At 73.5% G+C, this 15,408-nt stretch carries 12 protein-coding genes; 7 read left to right on the top strand and 5 right to left on the bottom strand.

Annotated features, from left to right (window positions below):
• The first annotated feature begins 153 nt into the window (after positions 1 to 153).
• Together ABTY59_RS02140 and ABTY59_RS02135 are read left to right on the top strand one after the other, a co-directional pair.
• The gene (locus ABTY59_RS02140) at positions 154 to 1,386 is read left to right on the top strand and encodes a hypothetical protein (RefSeq protein WP_502995324.1); all 1,233 of its coding nucleotides are present in this window, start codon (positions 154 to 156) and stop codon (positions 1,384 to 1,386) included.
• Positions 1,387 to 1,477: 91 nt separating this feature from the next.
• Positions 1,478 to 2,053, top strand: a complete 576-nt coding sequence (locus ABTY59_RS02135; protein WP_352016989.1) for a DoxX family protein — start codon at positions 1,478 to 1,480, stop codon at positions 2,051 to 2,053.
• Between the two features lie 156 nt (positions 2,054 to 2,209).
• Here the strand turns inward: ABTY59_RS02135 and ABTY59_RS02130 are convergent, their stop codons facing one another.
• Entirely contained in the window at positions 2,210 to 3,550 is a 1,341-nt protein-coding gene (locus tag ABTY59_RS02130) for a PspC domain-containing protein (protein WP_352016988.1), read from the bottom strand.
• A gap of 156 nt (positions 3,551 to 3,706) precedes the next feature.
• Here ABTY59_RS02130 and ABTY59_RS02125 point away from each other — a divergent pair, with 156 nt between their 5' ends.
• Positions 3,707 to 4,969, top strand: a complete 1,263-nt coding sequence (locus ABTY59_RS02125; protein WP_352016987.1) for a PspC domain-containing protein — start codon at positions 3,707 to 3,709, stop codon at positions 4,967 to 4,969.
• Entirely contained in the window at positions 4,966 to 5,682 is a 717-nt protein-coding gene (locus tag ABTY59_RS02120) for a LuxR C-terminal-related transcriptional regulator (protein ID WP_352016986.1), read from the top strand. Before ABTY59_RS02125 ends, ABTY59_RS02120 begins: the two co-directional genes overlap by 4 nt.
• Positions 5,683 to 5,769: 87 nt before the next feature.
• Here the strand turns inward: ABTY59_RS02120 and ABTY59_RS02115 are convergent, their stop codons facing one another.
• Positions 5,770 to 6,888, bottom strand: coding sequence for a C40 family peptidase (locus ABTY59_RS02115; protein WP_352016985.1), 1,119 nt, complete (start codon positions 6,886 to 6,888; stop codon positions 5,770 to 5,772).
• A 353-nt stretch (positions 6,889 to 7,241) separates the two neighbouring features.
• On the opposite strand from ABTY59_RS02115, the gene ABTY59_RS02110 reads away from it, so the two are divergent.
• Positions 7,242 to 7,595: a hypothetical protein gene (locus ABTY59_RS02110; RefSeq protein ID WP_352016984.1), complete on the top strand. Its 354-nt coding sequence runs from the start codon at positions 7,242 to 7,244 to the stop codon at positions 7,593 to 7,595.
• Between the two features lie 68 nt (positions 7,596 to 7,663).
• Positions 7,664 to 10,114 carry a DNA helicase PcrA gene (pcrA, locus tag ABTY59_RS02105; protein ID WP_352016983.1) on the top strand — a complete coding sequence of 817 codons (2,451 nt, stop codon included), beginning with the start codon at positions 7,664 to 7,666 and terminating at the stop codon, positions 10,112 to 10,114.
• A gap of 83 nt (positions 10,115 to 10,197) precedes the next feature.
• On the opposite strand, the gene ABTY59_RS02100 is transcribed toward pcrA, so the two are convergent.
• Together ABTY59_RS02100 and ABTY59_RS02095 are read right to left on the bottom strand one after the other, a co-directional pair.
• Positions 10,198 to 11,778: a M23 family metallopeptidase gene (locus ABTY59_RS02100; RefSeq protein ID WP_352016982.1), complete on the bottom strand. Its 1,581-nt coding sequence runs from the start codon at positions 11,776 to 11,778 to the stop codon at positions 10,198 to 10,200.
• A 222-nt stretch (positions 11,779 to 12,000) separates the two neighbouring features.
• Complete coding sequence (locus tag ABTY59_RS02095) at positions 12,001 to 12,801, bottom strand: lipase family alpha/beta hydrolase (protein ID WP_352016981.1); 801 nt, start codon at positions 12,799 to 12,801, stop codon at positions 12,001 to 12,003.
• A 301-nt stretch (positions 12,802 to 13,102) separates the two neighbouring features.
• On the opposite strand from ABTY59_RS02095, the gene icmB reads away from it, so the two are divergent.
• Positions 13,103 to 13,510 (top strand): coenzyme B12-dependent isobutyryl CoA mutase small subunit, encoded by a 408-nt coding sequence (gene icmB, locus ABTY59_RS02090; RefSeq protein WP_189800319.1) that lies wholly within the window; start codon positions 13,103 to 13,105, stop codon positions 13,508 to 13,510.
• Positions 13,511 to 13,567: 57 nt separating this feature from the next.
• Here the strand turns inward: icmB and ABTY59_RS02085 are convergent, their stop codons facing one another.
• Positions 13,568 to 15,376 (bottom strand): DUF5691 domain-containing protein, encoded by a 1,809-nt coding sequence (locus ABTY59_RS02085; protein ID WP_352016980.1) that lies wholly within the window; start codon positions 15,374 to 15,376, stop codon positions 13,568 to 13,570.
• Positions 15,377 to 15,408: the final 32 nt, after the last annotated feature.

Below are 15,408 nucleotides of genomic sequence, written 5' to 3'. Positions count from 1 at the left end.
CATTCACTCTCCGGCGGGGCGCGCGCGGCAGGCGCGGGAGCCGCCGGTACGGCACAATTCCGTGGAATAAAAGGGCGGTTGACCCCGCGGGGGTGCGCCCGGACGCATCCAAGCGGGCCGTGAAGTGAGCTCGTGAGCTCGGGAGTGGGCACCGTGGCGGTTCAAGAGGCGAGACAGTACGGCGAGCACGCGACGGCCTGCGCCGGCTGCGCCCACTGCGGGCAGGCCGGACACCGGAGGGCCGTCGCCGCCTTCCTGGCCCGGCGCGACGAGCTCGCCGCCGGGCACGGCGTCCCCGCGGCCGTCGCCCACTCGCCGGTCGCCGCCCGCCAGTGGGTCTCCGACGAGCTCGCCCAGTCCGCCCGCGCGGTGGCCGTGCGCGGCCGCGAGGCGAGCCTCGCCTGGCTCGACCGGGTACGGCGCGGGGGTCTCGGCGCCGTCTGGGGCGCCGTCCTCGCCCTCCTCCTCGGCCAGGCCCTCACGGCCATCGACGGCGGCTGGACCACTGCCCGCACGGCCGGCCTCTGCACCGCCGTGGTCCTCGCCGTCCTGCTCAGCGCCGCCGCCCACGCCCACCGGGCCCGCGGCGGTCTCCTCGCCCCGCTGATCGGCGAGGACAACCGGCTCTCCACCACCCGCGCCGTCGCCGCCGGCTGGCTCGTGCTCCTCGGCTACACCCTCCTCTTCCTCGCGTTCCGCGCCCCTGGCGCGAGCGCCTTCGCTCTCGCCCGCGGCGCGGGCCTGCTCACCGTCCTCGCCCTGGTCGCCTCCGTCACCGTCACCGCCCGCTTCGTCGTCGCCCTGGGCACCGCGGCCGGCCGCATCCAGAAGGTGCGGGCCGACCGCCCGCGCGCCGCCGACCTGGTCTGCGACGACAGCGGCCGGGCCGCCCTCGCCGACGTCCAGTACCTCCTCGTCTGCGGCGCCGTCCTGGCCCTGGCCGCCGTCGGCCTGGCCCGCGACCCCGACCGGCTCCCCGAAGTGCCGTGGTCCCTGGTGCTGCTCGTCGGCGTCTCGGCCGCCTGGCACCTCGCCGCGAAGTGCACCGAGGGCGTCCGCCCCACGATCCACTCCGTGGTCCGGTCCCGCGAGGCCGGCGACCTCGACGCCCCGATCCGCACGGGCGACGACATCGAGATCCGCGGCTGCGGCTTCGTCCCGCCCGGCGCTGGCGCCCCCGACCCGCTGACCCGGCTCGTCGTCCGCATCGGTCCCGTCCACGCCCACGTGCCGCTCGTCCCCGTCCCGGGCGGCTTCGCCAACCCCACCGACGCGGCCCTGACCGTCCCCCTCCCGGCGGACGTCGAACCGGGCCGGGTGGAGGTCTCGGTCGTCACGGCGGCCGGCGTGGAGACCAACCGGGTCACGATCGACGTCGTGGACTGAGCGTCCGGCCCCCTTTCCCGTGTACCGGACGCCCGGTGCGAGGAGAATCGTTCCGCGAACAGTCGTACGGGGCGTGGAGAGGTGACCGACCATGACGGGACAGACGAACCGACCGCCCGACCCGGGCGACGACCCCCACGGCACCGACGCCCCCGACGGAGCCGGTGCGGGCCGGCGCTTCGCCGAGCGGAAGTCCACCTTCGACCAGTGGAAGGCGATCGCCTCCCGCTACGCCCTCCTTCCCCTGCGGATCTTCCTCGGCGTCACCTTCGTCTACGCCGGGCTCGACAAGCTCACCGACTCCGCCTTCTTCGCCGACACCGGCAGCGGCTCCATCGGCGAAGTGATGCGCGGTGTCCGCGACAGCTCCGCGATCCCCGCACTCGTCGACCTCGCCCTCAGGAGCCCCACCGGCTTCGGCTACGCGATCGCCTTCGGCGAGCTCGCCGTCGGGCTCGGGACCCTCTTCGGGCTCTTCGCCCGCGTGGCGGCGCTCGGCGGCGCGCTGATCTCCCTGAGCCTCTGGCTGACCGTGAGCTGGCAGGTGCAGCCCTACTACCTCGGGAACGACCTGGCCTATCTGATGTCCTGGCTCCCGCTGCTGCTGGCCGGAGCCCCGGTGCTCTCACTGGACCGGCTCCTCGCCGAACGGCGCCGTATTCGATAGGCGACCCAGGTCGCGAGGGCGGCGGAGCCCAGGCCACCGCAGAGGACGGGAATCACCGTGTACCACGGGGTCGTCCAGGCGCCGGCGGCGTCGCCCGCGTAGACGGCGGCGAGGACGAGGGCGGCCAGGCCGATGAGCAGCCGGCCGGGACGGAACTCATGAAGAAGCACGGGTGACCTCCACCTGTCCGACTCCGATCTCCAACGAGAGGTCCAGGGTGCCCGCCGGGGTCGTCCCGGCGGGCGGCGTGAGCGTCTGGGTGACGTCACGGTCCGGCGCGATGTCGATGTCCTCGGCGGGCGCGCCCGGCAGCTGCAGATCGCCCAGCCCCACCTCGGCGTGCACCTTCACCACCGCGTCCTTCGGGACGATGACCTTGAGCTTCCCGGCGCCCACCGAGGCGCGCGTCGAAGCCGTGGTGCCCGCCGGGAGCGGAAGCGCGGACAGGTCGAGCGTGCCGACGCCGGTGCCGAGACCGTAGTCCGGCTGCACGGCGGCGACCGACGCCGGCCGCCACGTCTCACGGACCCACTCCGTGCTGATCCGGTCGGGCAGCGCCGAGGCCAGGGCGAGCAGGCCCGCCGTGACCACGGTCAGGAAGACCGTGCCGAACCCGGTCCGGCCGAGGAAGCTGCTGATGACGAGGCCCAGGCCGAAGACCGCGAGCGCGGCCGCCAGGCCGACCTGGAGGCTGGTGCCCAGCGGGTGGGTGTCCCAGGTCAGGCCGGTGCCGAGACCGCCCGCGAGCAGGGCGAGCAGGAAGACCAGCCCTCCGATGGAGAGCGGGCTGCGGCGGACGGAGGGCGTCGGCCGCCCGGCTGCCGCGGGGTCGGGGCCCCACTGGCTGCCCGGCTGCGGCACCTCGCCGTTGACCTTGCCCTCCTCGTCGAGGATGCCGTGCGGGCCCCACAGGTAGCCGATGGCCAGTCTGCCCGTCGAACCGTCCTTGACGATCGGGTCCTTCCACCAGGAGGGGGACTCGAAGATCGGGGGCGCCTTGGTCTCGGGCGGGGCCTCGGCGACCGTGAGGACCGTCGCGGAGTCCGCTCTGCCCTCGGTCTCACCGCCGGCCCTGCGCCGCTGCGACCAGACCGCCGCTCCGCACACCGCGAGGGACAGGGTCAGCGTGAAGCCGAGGACCTCACCGCTGTGCAGCGTCGACAGGAAGATCCCGCAGCCGATCAGCGCCATCAGCAGCGCCGCGAGGGAGGCCCCGGACACCCGGCCCGTCAGCAGCCGGCGTCCCTCGCTCTCCTCCTCGCCCGCGAGCGGGATCAGCAGCCACGCGAAGCCGTAGAACACCAGGCCGAGACCGCCCGCGACCGCCAGCACGCCGAGCACCACCCGGAAGATCACCGGGTCGAGGTCGAAGTGCCGCCCGAGACCTCCGCAGACGCCACCCACGACGTTGCTCCCGCGCGAGCGCCGGAGCGGCGGGGCGGGATCGGCCTCCGCCGGCGGCGGGGCCTCGTGCTGCGAAGGCATCGAACTCGTCATGCCTCCATGGTGACGGCCGGTGACGTCCGGCGGCACCGGGGCCGACCCTGGCCCGACCCTGATATTCGCGGGGCCCGCGCCCCCGAGTCGTTACCAGGGGCGATCTCAGGGCCGACCCTGATGTCCCGGGCGGGCCCGACGTGTGACGATCGGTGCATGTCCGCAACCGCTCGTGTCACCGACACCGACGATCCGCCCGTGCGCAGGCTCTACCGGAGCGCCGACGGGCGGTGGCTCGGCGGTGTCGCGCGCGGCCTCGCGGGGCACCTCGGCCTCCCGGTCGTGTGGGTGCGGGCGCTGTTCGTGGTGCTGTCCTTCTCGAACGGCCTCGGCATCGTGCTGTACGCGGTCTTCTGGATCGTCGTCCCGCTCGGCGTCGGCGGCCGGTCCGCCCCCCGCTCCCTCTTCGAGACCACCTCGGACGGGCGTCGCAGACTCCGCAAGCCCGACCGGGGCCAGGTCGTCGCCCTGGTCGCGCTCGGCATCGGCCTCGCGGCCCTCGTGGGAAACGTCAGCGTCGACAACGAGACCGGACGCTACATATGGCCGCTGATCCTCATCGCGGTCGGCGTCGTCCTCGTCTGGCGCCAGGCGGACAACGCCCGCCGTGCCAGCTGGACCGATCCGGGGCGCCGCAGACGGGCGCTCCAGCTCGTCCGCGGTCTCGTGGGCGTCGGTCTCGTCGGCACCGGTCTCGCGGTCTTCGTGGTGGTCCGCGGCTCCGTCGCCCAGCTCGGCACGGCCGTCACCGCCGCCGTCGCGGTCCTCACCGGCATAGCGCTCCTCGCCGGCCCCTGGCTGGTCCGCATGTCGCAGGACCTCACCGACGAGCGGACCATGCGCATCCGCGCCCAGGAGCGCGCCGAGGTCGCGGCCCACGTGCACGACTCCGTGCTGCACACCCTGACCCTGATCCAGCGCAACGCCGACGACGCCGGCGAGGTGCGTCGCCTCGCCCGCGCCCAGGAGCGCGAGCTGCGGAACTGGCTCTATAAGCCCGAGGGCACCGGTCGGGACGAGGAGCCCGAGACGCTCGCGGAGGCGGTGAAGCGGGCGGCGGCCGAGGTCGAGGACAAGCACGGGGTCCCGCTGGAGGTGGTCGTCGTGGGCGACTGCCCCCTCGACGAGAAGCTGACGGCGCAGATGCAGGCCGCGCGCGAGGCGATGGTCAACGCCGCGAAGTACGGTGGCGAGGGAGGCGCCGTGCAGGTGTACGCCGAGGTGGAGGGGCGCACGGTCTTCGTGTCGGTGCGGGACCGGGGACCGGGCTTCGACCTGGACGCGGTGCCCGAGGACCGGATGGGCGTACGAGAATCGATCATCGGTCGTATGCAGCGCAACGGCGGTACGGCCCGGCTGCGGTCACCGCAGGGCGGCGGCACCGAAGTGGAGCTCGAGATGGAGAGGGCGGACGGATGAGCGACGAGACCGGAGCGGCGACCGGAGCGGATGCGGGGGCGTCGGGCGCGGAGCGCCGGGTGCGGGTGGTGCTCGTCGACGACCACCGCATGTTCCGCACCGGGGTCCAGGCCGAGATCGGCCGGACCGAGATCACCGGCGTCGAGGTGGTCGGCGAGGCCGCCGACGTCGACCAGGCGGTCACGGTCATCACCGCGACCCGTCCCGAGGTCGTCCTCCTCGACGTGCACCTGCCGGGTGGCGGCGGGGTCGAGGTGCTGCGGCGATGCGCGAGCCTGATGAGCGCGGCCGAGGACCCGGTCCGCTTCCTGGCCCTGTCGGTCTCGGACGCGGCCGAGGACGTCATCGGGGTGATCCGGGGCGGTGCCCGCGGCTATGTCACCAAGACGATCACCGGCACGGACCTGGTCGACTCGATCTTCCGGGTGCAGGAGGGCGACGCCGTCTTCTCGCCGCGCCTGGCCGGCTTCGTGCTGGACGCCTTCGCCTCCACGGACGCGCCCCCGGTGGACGAGGACCTGGACCGGCTCACCCAGCGGGAGCGGGAGGTGCTGCGGCTGATCGCCCGGGGATACGCGTACAAGGAGATCGCCAAGCAGCTCTACATCTCGGTGAAGACGGTCGAGTCGCACGTCTCGGCGGTGCTGCGGAAGCTCCAGCTCTCCAACCGTCACGAACTGACCCGCTGGGCCACCGCCCGCCGCCTGGTCTGAGCCGGGGGCGAAGCGCACACGGGTCACCGTCCTGCGCCTGGTCCGAGTCGGGCGTGGGTGCGGGCGGGTGGCGGCGGGGCGGGTGCGTCAGCCGACGCGGGTCGCGCCGGCGAAGGGCATCTCGTCGATCGGCGCGATGCGCACCGGGGCACCCGGGCGGGGGGCGTGGATCATCTGGCCGCCGCCGATGTAGAGCCCGACATGGCTAATGCCGGAGTAGAAGAAGACCAGGTCACCGGGGGCGAGCTGGGAGCGGGAGACGCGCTGGCCGGCGTTGATCTGGGTGTACGTGGTGCGGGGCAGGGAGATGCCGGCCGCGCGCCAGGCCGCCTGGGTGAGGCCGGAGCAGTCGTACGCGGAGGGGCCCGTCGCGCCCCACACGTACGGCTTGCCGAGCTGGGCGCGGGCGAAGGAGATGGCCTCGGCGGCCCGGGCGTTCGGGGCGGTGACCGGGCCGCGCCCGCCCGAGGAGCGGTCGGCCCGCGTGGTCGTGGAGCCGTCGGCCGTGCCGGTGCCGACCGGGTCGCCGGTCCTGGCCGAGGCCGGGGCGCCGGAGCCGTCCCGTTCCGCGACGGCCGCCTCGTACCGCGCGCGTTCCTCCTCGGTCAGCCGGGCGAGCAGCGTCCTGGCCTCCGCCAGCTTGCCGGTCACGGAGGCCTTCTGCCGCCGCAGCTCCGCCTCGTGCTCGCGCAGCGCGGTCAGCGTTCCCGCCGACTCGCCTCGCAGCTGCCGGATCGCGGCGAGCTCGCGCCGTACGGCCGTGACGGCGGCGGCCTGCCGGTCCCCGGCCTTCTCGGCGAGCGCGGCCCGCTCCAGGTACTGGTCCGGGTCGGAGGTGAGGACGAGCTGCACGGCGGGGTCCAGTCCGCCGCTGCGGTACTGCGCGGCGGCCATCGCCCCGAGTCCGTCCCGGGCGGCGTTGAGCCGGGCGGTCCTGCGGGCGGCCTCGTCGCGCAGCCGGTCGAAGGCCTTGCGCGCCTCGTCGGCCTTCTCCTTCGCCCCGTTGTACCGCTCCGTCGCGACCTCGGCCTCCTCGTAGAGCCGGTCGACCTTCGCCTTGACCTGGGCGGTGGTGGGCCGCGGGTCCGCGTGGCCGGACCCCTCGAAGAGCGTCGCCGTCGCCGCGGAGGCGAGGGCGAGGGTGGCGGCGGTGCGGACCGCCGAGCCGCCGAGGGGGGACTGTTTGGACTTCCGGTGCGCTGCCACGAGGGCGGGTCACATCCTCTTCCCTGAGGGGGACGGTGCCCACCGGGCCGGCGGCGGGCCGCACAGGGGAGACGGACCGCCGCCGGTTTTTCTCGGCGGGGGTGACCGACAACCGCCGGACCGCCGGCGGTGGTGGGGAGCCGGTCACCTGGTGGAGGACGCTAAACCTGGGGTCACGGCCGGACGGGGAGTTGACCGTTATTGGCGCCAGATGGTGCGTTCGGGACCGCTTTCTTTCGCCTGGAGTGAGGCCGGAGCGAGGATCGTGGACGTTCCGGCGGACTCCGGCCGAGGGCCTGGGGGAGCGGACCCGGCCGGAGGGCGGCGCCGGGGCCCCGGTTAGGCTCCGCCCCATGGACGTCCTCATCAATGTCTTCGTCGCCCTGCACATCATCGGCATCGCCTCCCTCCTCGGCGGTTTCCTCACCCAGATGAAGGCGATGGGCGCCGGTACGGCCCGCTTCAGCCCCGCGATGCTGCACGGCGCGCTGACCATGCTGATCACGGGCATCGCGCTCGTCGGCCTCAACCAGGCCGACGACCAGGCCGTGAACAACCTCAAGATCGGCATCAAGCTCGCGATCCTCGTCGTGATCCTGGGCCTGGTCTACGTCAAGCGGGACGAGGAGAAGGTCGACAAGGGCCTCTTCGCCGCGGTCGGCGGCCTGACCATGGCGAACATCTTCATCGCGACCCTCTGGGTGTGAGCCCTTCCACAGCCCGCGTCCCGAAGGCGGGCCCGGATGTCGGTGGGGCGTCCTAGACTCGTGAGGCGATGAGCAGCCTCTTTGACGACAGCTTCCTGGCCGGCCTCCAGAACCACTCCTCGGAGGAGCCGCCGCCCCACCCCGAGGACGACGAGCACGGCTCCCCGGCCACGGAGGAGGTCCCGCACGACCTCTTCGGGGAGCACTTCGACGTGCCCCCGCCCGCCCGGGAGACGCACTACCGCGACGGGCACCCCCGGCCCGTCGTGGACCCCGCCGCGCTCCTGGAGGGGCTGAACGAGCAGCAGCGCGCCGCCGTCGTCCACACGGACACCCCGCTGCTCATCGTCGCCGGCGCCGGCTCCGGCAAGACCCGGGTGCTGACCCACCGCATCGCCCACCTCCTGGGCACCCGGCACGTCCACCCCGGTCAGATACTGGCGATCACCTTCACGAACAAGGCCGCCGGCGAGATGAAGGAGCGCGTCGAGCAGCTCGTCGGACCGCGGGCGAACGCGATGTGGGTCATGACCTTCCACAGCGCCTGCGTCCGCATCCTGCGCCGCGAGTCGAAGAAGCTCGGCTTCACCTCCTCCTTCTCGATCTACGACGCGGCCGACTCGAAGCGGCTGATGTCGCTGGTCTGCCGGGACCTGGACCTCGACCCGAAGAAGTTCCCCCCGAAGTCGTTCAGCGCCAAGATCTCGAACCTCAAGAACGAGCTGATCGACGAGGAGACCTTCGCCGACCAGGCCGTCGACGGCTTCGAGAAGACGCTCGCCGAGGCGTACCGGATGTACCAGGCGCGGCTGCGCGAGGCCAACGCCCTGGACTTCGACGACATCATCATGACGACGGTCCACCTGCTCCAGGCGTTCCCGGACGTCGCCGAGCACTACCGCCGCCGCTTCCGCCACGTGCTGGTCGACGAGTACCAGGACACCAACCACGCCCAGTACACGCTCGTGCGGGAGCTCGTCGGCACCGGCTACGAGGACCTCGGCCCGGCCGAGCTGTGCGTCGTCGGCGACGCCGACCAGTCGATCTACGCCTTCCGGGGCGCGACCATCCGCAACATCCTCCAGTTCGAGGAGGACTACCCGGACGCGACGACGATCCTCCTGGAGCAGAACTACCGCTCCACGCAGACGATCCTCTCCGCGGCCAACGCCGTCATCGAGCGCAACGAGTCCCGCCGTCCCAAGAACCTGTGGACGAACGCGGGCGCGGGATCGCAGATCACCGGCTACGTCGCCGACACCGAGCACGACGAGGCCCAGTTCGTCGCCGACGAGATCGACCGGCTCACCGACGCGGGCGATGCCAAGGCCGGCGACGTCGCCGTCTTCTACCGGACGAACGCCCAGTCCCGTGTCTTCGAAGAGATCTTCATCCGTGTCGGACTGCCCTACAAGGTCGTCGGCGGCGTGCGCTTCTACGAGCGCAAGGAGGTCCGGGACGTCCTCGCGTACCTGCGCGTCCTCGCCAACCCCGAGGACAACGTCCCCCTGCGCCGCATCCTGAACGTCCCGAAGCGGGGCATCGGCGAGCGCGCCGAGGCGATGATCGACGCGCTCTCCCTGCGCGAGAAGATCACCTTCCCGCAGGCCCTCAAGCGGGTCGACGAGGCGTACGGCATGGCCGCGCGCTCGGCGAACGCCGTGAAGCGGTTCAACGCGCTCATGGACGAGCTGCGCACGGTCGTCGAGTCCGGCGCGGGACCGGCCGTCGTCCTCGAAGCGGTCCTGGAGCGTACGGGTTATCTGGCCGAGCTGCAGGCCTCGACCGACCCGCAGGACGAGACCCGGATCGAGAACCTCCAGGAACTCGCAGCCGTCGCCCTGGAGTTCGAGCAGGAGCGCGGCGAGGAGCCCGCGACCCTCGCCGAGTTCCTGGAGCAGGTCGCGCTCGTCGCCGACTCCGACCAGATCCCGGACGAGGACGAGGAGGGCCGGGGCGTCATCACGCTGATGACCCTGCACACCGCCAAGGGCCTGGAGTTCCCGGTGGTGTTCCTCACCGGCATGGAGGACGGCGTCTTCCCGCACATGCGGGCCCTCGGACAGGCGAAGGAGCTGGAGGAGGAGCGGCGCCTGGCGTACGTCGGCATCACCCGCGCGCGGGAGCGGCTGTACCTCACGCGCTCGTCGATGCGCAGCGCCTGGGGCCAGCCCTCGTACAACCCGGCCTCGCGCTTCCTGGAGGAGATCCCGCCCGCGTACCTGGAGTGGAAGCGGACCGGTCCGATGGCGAAGCCCGCCGGGCCGACCTCGGGGATCACGTCCTCGCTGTCCTCCTCCCGCTCGCGCTCCGGCCCTTCGGGCTTCGCCACCCGGCGCGCCGGCGAGAAGCCGGTGATCTCGCTCCAGGTCGGCGACCGCGTGACGCACGACCAGTTCGGCCTCGGCACGGTCACGGCGGTGACCGGCGGGGGTTCGGACGCCCAGGCGACGATCGACTTCGGCGACGAGAAGCCCAAGCGGCTGCTGCTGCGGTACGCGCCGGTCGAGAAGCTGTAGGCGGGCGGTCCCGGCACGTACGCGTGAGGGCCCCGGCGGAAAGTCGCCGGGGCCCTCACGCGTACGCCTCGTTCGGGGGATGCTCAGCTGGTCGGGTCGAGGCCGTGGCTGCGCAGCCAGGCCAGCGGGTCGATCGCGGAGCCGCCGCCGGGCCGGACCTCGAAGTGGAGGTGCGGGCCGGTGGAGTTGCCGGAGTTGCCGGAGTACGCGATGACGTCGCCGGCCTTGACGTACCCCGAGCGGATCTTGGTGCTGCTCAGGTGGCAGTACCAGGTCTCGGTGCCGTCGGGGGAGGTGACGATCGCCATGTTGCCGTAGGCGCTGTTCCACTGGGTGCGGACGGTGCCGTCGGTCGCGGCCATCACCGGGGTGCCGTACTGCACGGGGAAGTCGATGCCCGTGTGCACCGACATCCAGTTGACGCCCGACTGGCCGAAGCGCGCGCTGAGCTGGTGGAGCTTCACCGGCAGCAGGAACTTGGGGCGCAGCGCCTCCTTGCGCGCCGCCTCCTCCTCGCGCTTCTTCTTCTCGGCAGCCTGGCGGGCCTTGAGGTCGATGCGCTCCTGGGTGCGGCTGGCGCGCTCGCCGAAGTCGCGGGCGTCGGCGCTGAGCGCGGCGAGCTGGGTGTCGAGCGCGCTGTTGGCGGCGACCTGCTTGACCGAGGCCGGGTCGGCGGCGGCGAGCGAGGTGGTGTCGTCCTTCTGCCCGCCGGTCGTGGTCGGGCCGGTGAGGCCGCTGACGGAGGCGGCGGCGATGCCGGCGACACCCATGACGCAGGCGGAGGGGACGGCGACGGTCAGGAGCGCGGACCGCTTGGCGGGGGTACGGCGACGGCCTCGGCTGCCGCCGGAGGAGCGGCGTACGGAGCGGCCGGCGAGGGGCGCGTCGGTACGGAGCTCGACGGCGGGCTCGTCGCCCGGCTCGTCGTGGTCGTACGCGTCGTGGCCGTAGGCGTCGTGGTCGTACGCGTCGTTCCCGTCGCCGCCCTCGAAGGCCTCGAAATCCTCAGGGGCTTCCGGAGCCGCGGTCTCGGTCGGGTCGTCGGCCTCGTGCGCCGCATAGGCGGCGTCGGCCTCGTCGGAGTGGAGTTCCCCGTGGCCCTCGGGGAGGTACTCGAAGGCGAACTCGGCGGTCTGCTCGGCCTGCGGGGTGTACTGCTGGGGGACGAGCGGCTCGGGCTCCGGGGCCGCGTGGTTCCACGCGGTCGCGTCGAAGGCGCCGGTCTCGGTCGCGAAGGCGGGGGCGGCCCACTGGCCGGTGGCGTCGTAGGCCTCGTAGCCGTACGTGCCCTGGGCGGCGTAGGCGCCGGAGTGGGCGGTCTCGTACTGGCCGGTGTGCTGGGCCTCGGTCCAGGCGGAGGCGTCCCACTGGCCCGTGGCGTCGTACTGCGCCGCGGTGGTCGCGTAGGTGCCGGTGGCCTCGTAGGAGCCGGCGGTGTTCCACTGCCCCGTGGTGTCCCACTGGCCGGTGGTGTCGTACTGCCCCGTGGTGTCGTACTGCCCCGTCGTCGCGTACGTGCCGGTGGCCGCGTACGAGCCGAGGTCCCACTGGCCGCTGTGGTCGGCCTGACCGTCGTAGGCGCCGAACAGCGGGTCGGTGGCGAAACTGCCGGTGGTGTGGGCGCCGTCTCCGACGTACCCGGCGTGGGGGTGCTGGTCGTTCACCAACGTCTCTCTCGCCTCGGCAGCAGGACCAGTCCGGGGCGGGCCCGTGAGGGGTGTCCCGGGGGTAAGCAGTGGCGCGACTGTACCCGGCGGTACGCGCGGCGGACAATCTTCGGAGGGGTTTGGGCCCGCAGGAAAAGGGCAATCGACCGTGTTTTGCCAGGTCGCGTGCAGAGCTTTGGCCTTGTGTTCGAGGAACGTTCGAAGAACGGCGTCGTGCGTTCAGGCGACGGAGGTGGCCCCGGGCCCCTCGTCCCGCGCTCCGGAGCCGGCCGGGCCGCCCGCGTCGAGGGCCTCCCGGACCCCGGCGGCCACCGTCGGATGCACGGGCAGCGCGAGGTGGCCGATCCCGCTCACCCGCACGTTGTGCACGAGCAGGTCGGGGTGGTCGAGCCGCGCGGTCTCCACCGGCACCATCACCTGGTCCAGATCGCTCCAGAAACTCACGAACCGGGTCCGGCAGCCGGGTGAGGGCCCCGCGAGCTCCCGCAGCACCTCCGAACCGGGCCGCATCTGCCGCACCAGGGGGTGCGCGTCGGCGAGCGGCGCCACCGTGGTGCCCGCGTGCGGGGTGCCGAGCGTGACGAGGGTGCGCACCCGGCTGTCGCCGCCCAGACGCTGCACGTAGTAGCGGGCGATGAGCCCGCCCAGACTGTGCCCGACGATGTCGACCTCGGTGTGGCCGGTGCGGGCACGGATCTCGTCCACCCGGCGGCCGAGGACCTCGGCGGCGGCCCGCAGGTCGCAGGTGAGCGGGGAGTAGTTGAGCGACTCGACACAGTCACGGCCGTGCCGGGTCAGGGAACGGCGCAGGAGTACGAAGACCGAACGGTTGTCGACGAAGCCGTGCAGGAGGATGACGGGACGACTGCCCGGCGTGAGGGTCGCGGGGGCGTCCTGGTCCGAGCCCTGGGCGAGCCGCTCGGCGACGATCCCGGACGGGTAGAGGACGAGATGGCCGGTGAGGATCGCGACTTCCAGCGCGGTGGCCTTCATCAGGGCGGTGACCTTGGCGAGCTCCATGGCCGGCCTCCCGAACGGCACGCGGGGCCGAACGGTACGGCGGTCCGCCGCGCCCCCGCGCCGCACGGACGGCGGCACGGGGGCGCGGCGACCTCGTCGCGGCTCCCTTCGCGACCGGCCCCGCTCGCGGCTGGTGGGCCCAGGAGGAGGGCCCGAAAGCGGGGACGGCGCAGAGCGAACATGTCCCACGTGTGATTTCCCCCTCGGTCGCCTCCGCGAAACGGCCGGGTGCGAGATGCTGGGGATAACGTTCGTTCACCTCCCCGGCAATGAGGCGCGGGGGTCGCATGTGGAGGCAGTGATGGGTGTGAGCGGTCCGATCCGCGTCGTGGTCGCCAAGCCGGGTCTCGACGGCCACGATCGCGGGGCCAAGGTGATCGCGCGAGCACTCCGCGACGCCGGCATGGAGGTCATCTACACCGGGCTCCACCAGACGCCCGAGCAGATCGTCGACACCGCGATCCAGGAGGACGCCGACGCGATCGGCCTCTCGATCCTCTCCGGAGCGCACAACACGCTGTTCGTGAAGGTCCTGGAACTCCTCAAGGACCGCGACGCGGAGGACATCAAGGTCTTCGGCGGCGGCATCATCCCCGAGGCGGACATCGCTCCGCTGAAGGAGAAGGGCGTGGCCGAGATCTTCACGCCGGGCGCGACGACCACGTCCATCGTCGACTGGGTCAACGCGAACGTCCGCGTCGCCGCGTAGCCCGCTGCGCGGCCGCCCGCACCGGCAGGGCCCTCCCCCAGGGGGGCCCTGTCGGCGCTACGGGGTCGCTTCGCTCGCGGGTGTGAGCTCCGCGTGCATCGTCGCGCGCAGACGGAGCGTGGAGACCAGGCGCTGGAAGGCCTCCGCCCAGTAGTCGCCCGCGCCGGGGGAGCTGTCCTCCGCCTCGTCGGGCCGGGCGGTCAGGGACTCCAGCTGCCGTGCCGCCTCCGGGGCGAGGCAGCGCTCCGCCAGGCCCATCACCCCGCTGAAGCTCCACGGGTAACTGCCCGCCTCCCGCGCGATGTCGAGGGCGTCGATCACCGCCGCGCCCAGCGGCTCCGCCCATGGCACGGCGCACACGCCGAGCAGCTGGAACGCCTCCGACAGGCCGTGGGCCCCGACGAACGAGGCGACCCAGCGCGCCCGTTCCTCCACGGGCAGCGTCGACAGGAGCTGGGCCCGCTCGGCCAGGGACGAGGTGCCGGGGCCCGTCGCGGGCGGGACCGCGGGGGAACCGAGCAACGCCCGCGACCACGCCGGGTCCCGCTGGCGCACCGCCGCCCGGCACCAGGCCGCGTGCAGCTCGCTCTGCCAGTCGTCGGCGACGGGCAGAGCCACGATCTCCTCCGGGCCGCGCCCGCCGAACCTGGCCGGCCAGGACGGCAGCGGCGCCGCCTCGACCAGCTGCCCCAGCCACCAGGAGCGCTCGCCGCGCCCCGCCGGAGGCGTCGCGACCAGGCCGTCGCGCTGCATCGCCGCGTCGCACTCGTGCGGGGCCTCGACGGCGATCGTCGGCGTCGCGGCCGTCCGGTCGAGGCCGACGCAGGTGGCGGCCCGGCCCGCCATCCGGCCCGCGAGGGCGGAGGTCGGAAGCGCGGAGAGCAGCTCGGCGGCGGTCGCCCGGACGTTACGGCTCCGGTCGCCGAGGGCCTCCTCCAGGAACTCCTCGTCGGCGTCGGAGAGTCCGGCACGCAGCGAGTCCAGGAACATCAGCCGGTCCTCCGCCCGCTCGGTGGGCCAGGTCGACGCGAGCAGCGCGAGTCCGGCGGCCGGGTCGTCGGTCCGTACGGCGGCGAGCAGGGCGACCCGCTCGGCGAACAGGCCCTCGTCCCACAGGGCGCGGACCGCCTCCCGGTCCCTCGGCGACGGGAGGCCGCCGCCCGCGCCCGCGCCCCGGAGCGCGAAGCGCCACTCCGGGTTGAGCCGGGCCAGCCACAGGCCGCGCGGCCCGGCCAGACGGAGCGCCTGGGGGCGGAGGTCGGTGCGGGCCCTGGCAGCGTCGAGCAGCGCGGGCAGGGTGGCGGGAGAGGCCTTGTAGCCGTGCCGGTTGGCGAGGGCCAGCCACTGGGGGAGCAGCTCGGCCAGGTCGGGCGCGGCCCCGCGCCGCCCCGCGGGCGAGGGCGCGGCTCGGCCGGCGAGCAGCTGGTCGAGGCGGCGCCGGGCGGCCTCGGGCAGCGGTGCGCGCGGGTCCTCGGGGGCGGGCTCCGGCAGCGGCGCGGCGGGCCCGGGCCGCAGCCCCGCCCTGCGCCGTACGGTGTGCAGGGCGGCGGCGCCGAGCAGCGCGCCGGGCACGTCCCGGGCCGCCGGAGCGCCCGGGAGCCCGACGGGGGGCCTCCGGTCCGTGCCGAGGAGCGCCGAGCTGACGAGCTCCTCCCAGGTCACGGTGGTGGTCGTGTCGTCACCTGTGGCGGGTGCGGCGGCCGAGTCGTCGCCCGTGGCCCGTGTGGTGGCCGTGTGGTCGCCCGTGGCGTGTGCGGTGGTCGTGTCGTTACCCGTGGCGGGTGCGGCGGCCGAGTCGTCAGCCGTGGCGGGTGTGGTGGTCGTGTGGTCGCCCGTGGCCGGTGCGGTGGTCGTGGTGGTGTCCATCGGGCTCCTTCCGTGGGCCGCTGCGTGGTGAC

Source organism: Streptomyces sp. NPDC096079, assembly GCF_040303145.1.
Taxonomy (GTDB): Bacteria; Actinomycetota; Actinomycetes; order Streptomycetales; family Streptomycetaceae; genus Streptomyces.
The sequence above is the reverse complement of the archived record's forward strand: the minus strand, read 5'-3'. Positions and strand labels throughout refer to the sequence as shown.